This is a genomic window from Streptomyces sp. NPDC057424 (genome assembly GCF_042803315.1).
GTDB lineage: Bacteria > Actinomycetota > Actinomycetes > Streptomycetales > Streptomycetaceae > Streptomyces.
In genome coordinates, this window is the sequence record NZ_JBHVCP010000103.1 from 1 (window position 1) to 5,030 (window position 5,030).

At 72.7% G+C, this 5,030-nt stretch carries 6 protein-coding genes; 3 read left to right on the top strand and 3 right to left on the bottom strand.

The window, feature by feature from the left end; all coding sequences use genetic code 11:
* Nucleotides 1-34: 34 nt before the first annotated feature.
* The 3 genes from ACFU3E_RS37590 to ACFU3E_RS37600 all read right to left on the bottom strand — a co-directional run bounded on the left by ACFU3E_RS37590 (nt 35) and on the right by ACFU3E_RS37600 (nt 1,476).
* Nucleotides 35-262, bottom strand: coding sequence for a DUF3107 domain-containing protein (locus ACFU3E_RS37590; RefSeq protein WP_030854792.1), 228 nt, complete (start codon nt 260-262; stop codon nt 35-37).
* 134 nt (nt 263-396) lie between these two features.
* Nucleotides 397-1,044 (bottom strand): TetR/AcrR family transcriptional regulator, encoded by a 648-nt coding sequence (locus tag ACFU3E_RS37595; RefSeq protein ID WP_031132394.1) that lies wholly within the window; start codon nt 1,042-1,044, stop codon nt 397-399.
* Between the two features lie 207 nt (nt 1,045-1,251).
* Nucleotides 1,252-1,476 (bottom strand): hypothetical protein, encoded by a 225-nt coding sequence (locus tag ACFU3E_RS37600; RefSeq protein WP_384169070.1) that lies wholly within the window; start codon nt 1,474-1,476, stop codon nt 1,252-1,254.
* 255 nt (nt 1,477-1,731) lie between these two features.
* On the opposite strand from ACFU3E_RS37600, the gene ACFU3E_RS37605 reads away from it, so the two are divergent.
* From ACFU3E_RS37605 to ACFU3E_RS37615, 3 genes are all read left to right on the top strand, one after another.
* Nucleotides 1,732-2,778: an alpha/beta fold hydrolase gene (locus ACFU3E_RS37605; protein ID WP_384169073.1), complete on the top strand. Its 1,047-nt coding sequence runs from the start codon at nt 1,732-1,734 to the stop codon at nt 2,776-2,778.
* 8 nt (nt 2,779-2,786) lie between these two features.
* Nucleotides 2,787-4,493 (top strand): DUF3152 domain-containing protein, encoded by a 1,707-nt coding sequence (locus ACFU3E_RS37610; protein ID WP_384169076.1) that lies wholly within the window; start codon nt 2,787-2,789, stop codon nt 4,491-4,493.
* 162 nt (nt 4,494-4,655) lie between these two features.
* A complete protein-coding gene (locus ACFU3E_RS37615; RefSeq protein ID WP_384169079.1) occupies nt 4,656-4,853 on the top strand; it encodes a hypothetical protein in 198 nt (65 codons plus the stop codon).
* Nucleotides 4,854-5,030: the final 177 nt, after the last annotated feature.

Here is a 5,030-nt window from a genome sequence, read left to right on the forward strand (position 1 = left end):
GCCGACAGCCGTCCCGCCCCCTTCGCGCATGCGCCTACAGCGCGCCGAAGCCCACCTTGCGCGGGGCCGGCTCACCGATCTCGACGTACGCGAGACGGTCGGCCGGGACGAGGAGCTTGCGGCCGTGCTCGTCCACGAGGCTCAGCAGCTGCGACTTCCCGGCCAGCGCCTCGGCGACCACGCGCTCGACCTCCTCGGCGGTCTGACCGCTCTCCAGAACGATCTCGCGGGGCGCGTGCTGCACGCCGATCTTGACCTCCACGGCTATGTCCCTCCGACGGTCAGTGATGTGCGCGACCTTCCGCGCCGTACGCAGCACACATTAGCCCGGTGAGGGGACGTACATGCTCCGCCCGAGAACGCCACGAGCGAACACCGGGCGGGAACAAGGCACCCTCAGTGGTGCGGCTGGTCCATGCCGTGCAGCGGGAAGCCCGCGATACCGCGCCACGCCAGCGAGGTGAGCAACTGCACGGCCTGGTCGCGCGGCACGCTGCGGTCGCTGTGCAGCCAGGAGCGCGCCACCACCTGGGCGAGGCCGCCCAGGCCAGAGGCGAGCAGCATCGACTCCGCGCGCGACAGGCCGGTGTCCTCGGCGATGACGTCGCAGATCGCCTCCGCGCACTCGTTCGTGACCTTGTCGACGCGCTCGCGCACGGCGGGCTCGTTCGTCAGGTCCGACTCGAAGACCAGGCGGAAGGCGCCGCCGTCGTCCTCGACGTAGGCGAAGTAGGCGTCCATCGTCGCCCGGACGCGCTGCTTGTTGTCGGTCGTCGACGCGAGCGCGTTGCGTACGGACTGGATGAGCGACTCGCAGTGCTGGTCCAGCAGTGCGAGATAGAGGTCGAGCTTGCCCGGGAAGTGCTGGTAGAGCACCGGCTTGCTGACGCCCGCGCGCTCCGCGATGTCGTCCATCGCGGCCGCGTGGTAGCCCTGGGCCACGAAGACCTCCTGGGCGGCGCCCAGGAGCTGGTTGCGTCGGGCACGGCGCGGCAGGCGTGTGCCCCGCGGGCGAACCGCCTCTGTCTGCTCGATGGCTGTCACGCCGCCTCCCATAGTCGTCCACGTGCGGATCTGGCCGCGTCGCTATCGTACTTTTCGGTAACCGTGGTGTGCGCGGTGAGAGCGCAGAATTTCACGGACTGGACGGTTACGAAAGCGGTTGCGAAGGTTTCAAACAGGGTCAGAGCGGGCAAAATCCTGCCTCTTTCCTGTTCGGTGGAGTTGCCCGGCGCCCGTCGGCGGCGAGTGTCACCGGTAGTCGTCCTCGTCGAGCGAGACGATCCGGGCCTGCTCCGCCAGGTCGGCCTCGTTGGCGCGATCCGGATCGACGTCGGTCAGCGGGTCGTCGCGGTCCGGCGTGATGTCCGCCTGCTGCTCGGCCGCGTCGACCTCGGGGGCCTCGACGTCGATCTCCCGCTCGTCCTGCTCGTCCTCGGCCTCGAACGTCTCCGGGTCGGTGGGGTCTACGGCCATGCTGGGCTCCCTTCCTACGAACGTCCCTGGGAATGCAGGGGCCACACGCGGGTGCCCTCTGTACGAGCCTAGGAGACACCCGATCCGGACGCTATGCGATCCGCGTCCGGGACGTGACGCACTGCTCATCCCGTTGACTGCTACCCACGGGCGCTCGGGTGCCTCCTCTTCCGCCGTCTCAACTGGCCGATCCCTGTGACGGCGAACACAGCCGAACACATGAGTCACCGCGTGATCGTCTCGTAACATTGCCGCATGTCTTCGACCGAGCTGCCGTTCGTGCCGCCCGCCAACGTGCTGCCGAAGGTGGGGACCGTCCGGGTCGCGGAGGGTGAGCACCTGCGGTCGGTCGAGCTGCCCGGGGTCACGCTGACGGTCCGGTCGCGACCTCCCGCGCGCCAGGGGCTGGCGCCCGCGCTGTACGTGCACGGACTCGGCGGCTCCTCGCAGAACTGGTCGGCGCTGATGGCGCTGCTGGACGGCTACGTCGACGGCGAGGCCCTCGACCTGCCGGGCTTCGGTGACTCCCCGCCGCCGGACGACGGCAACTACTCCGTCACGGCGCACGCGCGCGCGGTCATCCGGTACCTCGACGCCTCCGGACGCGGTCCCGTGCACCTGTTCGGGAACTCGCTCGGTGGCGCCGTCACCACCCGTGTCGCCGCGGTCCGGCCCGATCTGGTCCGTACGCTCACGCTTGTGTCGCCCGCTCTGCCGGAAATCCGAGTGCAGCGCGCCGCCGTGCCCACGGGGCTGCTGGCGGTGCCGGGCGTCGCCCTGCTCTTCACCCGGCTCACCCGGGAGTGGACGGCGGAGCAGCGGGTCCGTGGCGTGATGGCGCTGTGTTACGGGGATCCAGGGCGGGTGACGCCGGAAGGATTCCGCAACGCCGTGCAGGAGATGGAGCGGCGGCTGCGGCTGCCGTACTTCTGGGACGCGATGGCCCGCTCCGCGCGCGGGATCGTCAACGCGTACACGCTGGGCGGCCAGCAGGGGCTGTGGCGTCAGGCCGAACGGGTTCTCGCGCCCACCCTCCTCGTCTACGGCGGCCGCGACCAGCTCGTCGGCTTCCGCATGGCGCAGAAGGCAGCCCGGGCCTTCCGTGACTCCCGGCTGGTGACGTTGCCCGATGCGGGACATGTGGCGATGATGGAGTACCCGGAGACCGTGGCCCTGGCGTTTCGTGAACTTCTCGAGGACGCGGGAGAGTTGGGCGCACAGCGGGCGAGGCGGGCCGGCCGGGCGGACACCGGGGGCGACGCCGTCGACAGAGAAGGCACCGACGAGAGCATGGGGGGCTGAGGCGCGACGTGGGACGCCACAGCCGCCGTGGGCCGGTCGCCAAGAGCGACAGCGCGGACACGACCGCAGTACGGGGCGGCCGGACCGGATCCGCGCAGGGTCAGAGGACGGGCCAGGGCCAGGCGCCGGACGCCGGCCGGGGAGCCCGGACCGCACCGCCCGGTGCCCCGCAGGGCGGCTGGTCGTCGCAGGGCCCGCGCAGGATGCCCGGGCCGCGGCCCGAGCCGATGGACGGAACGCCGCCGCACGGCATGCCGCGCCTGCCCGACGGCTGGCACCCGGACGGCGCGCCGGCCCAGGGCGTCCCGCGCCTGCCCGACGGCACACCGGTGCGTGGGGTGCCCCGCCTTGCCGACGGGACCCCGGCGCGGGGTGTTCCCCGGCCGCCGGACGGGACTCCCGGGCAGGGTGTTCCCCGATCGCCGGACGGGACCGCGGCCAGGGGGGTGCCGGGGTTTGCCGACGGGACTCCCGTGCGGGGCGGCCCCCGGCTGCCGGACGGCACCCCCGCGCACGGGGTGCCCCGCTTCGCCGGCGGTACGCCGCCGCGCGGTGTACCGCGGCTTCCCGACGGCACCCCCGCGCACGGTGTCCCGCAAGCTCGTGGCGGGCATCCCGAGCAGCGGGAAGCCGGCGGCGGCTGGGGTGAGTCGAGAGGGAACGGCGGGGGGCCCGCAGGCGTCGGTGTTCCGATACCGCGGCAGCGCCGGGCATCCGTGCCCGGGCCGCGGCAGGACTATCTCGATGCCTTCGTCGACGAGGAGGACGACGTCTTCGCGCCCCGCACGCCCGCCTCCGCGCACGCCGCGGACGCCTACGCCTCCGTCACGGACTGGAGCGTCGGCGCCCCGGAGAGCTCCGGGTCCGGCGGTCACGACGACGCGGGGCCGACCGGTACGCCCGTGCCGGGCAGGGGCGGCAAGGGGCGTGCCTTCACCGGCATCGCGGCCGCGGCCGTCACCACCGTGCTGGCCGTCGTCGTCGCCGGCCAGGTCGCCGACGACCCCGGCGGCGCCGGCGCGCAGTCGCAGTCCGCCACCGACCAGACCCGCGACGTCCGGGACTCCGCGTCCCGCGCGGACGGCCGCGCGCCCGCCCCCGAGGCCACGCCGCTGACGTACGACGAGAAGATGGGCAAGACGTACCCGCTCGATGCCGAGCTCAGGGGATCCGGGAAGTTCGACGCCGTTCCCGGCATCGCCGAGGCGCCGGGTGCCGGGCAGAAGTTCACCTACCGTGTGGACGTGGAGCAGGGGCTCGGACTGGACGGTGCGCTGTTCGCCGAGGCCGTGCAGAGGACGCTCAACGACCAGCGCAGCTGGGCCCACAACGGCGCGCGTACCTTCGAGCGCATCTACTCCGGCAAGCCCGACTTCGTGATCACACTCGCCAGCCCCGGCACGACCGCCGACTGGTGCGCCAAGTCGGGTCTGGACACCACCGAGGACAACGTCTCCTGCGATTCGGCCGCGACCGATCGCGTGATGATCAACGCCTACCGGTGGGCGCGGGGCTCGGAGACCTACGGTGACAGCAAGATCCACGCCTACCGGCAGATGCTGATCAACCACGAGATCGGCCACCGCCTCGGCTACGGCCATGTCACCTGCGACAAGGACGGTGACCTCGCACCGGTCATGCAGCAGCAGACCAAGTTCCTCGATCACGACGGCATCCGCTGCCGCACCAACGCCTGGGCGTATCCGGGGGGTTGAGCGCGGACTTCGGCGCCCTGCGGGCCTTCGACGGCCTCTCCGTCCGTCCGTAACGGCGCGTCGTCCCGGCCCTGGTCGATGAGTCCGGCTGCGGCAAGTCGACCGTGGCGTACGCGCCGCTCGGCCTGCACCGCGGCGTGGGCGCGCGGATGCAAGGCCCGGATGGCGGCCGGCATCGACGTGCGGCGGGCCTCCGGCGAGGCATCGCGGCGGCTGCGCGGCGGGCAGGCCGCCACGGTGTTCCAGCACCCGCTGTCCGGCCGCCGTACCCGCGTTCGCCCCGGAGGCCGCGGCGCGACGCCGGTCCCGGCGACGGGAGCCGGCCGCGGCATGACGATCCGTGTCCGCTTGATCTCCTAGCGCGACAGAACGCGACCCGCACGGGAAAGTTACGACCGTTCACCCCTTTTGGTGGTGGGGCGGGCAAACCGGCGGCGGGCCCCCCCCCGGTCGGCAAACGGTGGTGCCGCAGGGGGCCGCCGGGCCCCGGCGGGGCCCCCATCTGGGGTTGGGGGGGGGCCACGGGGGGTTAGGTCG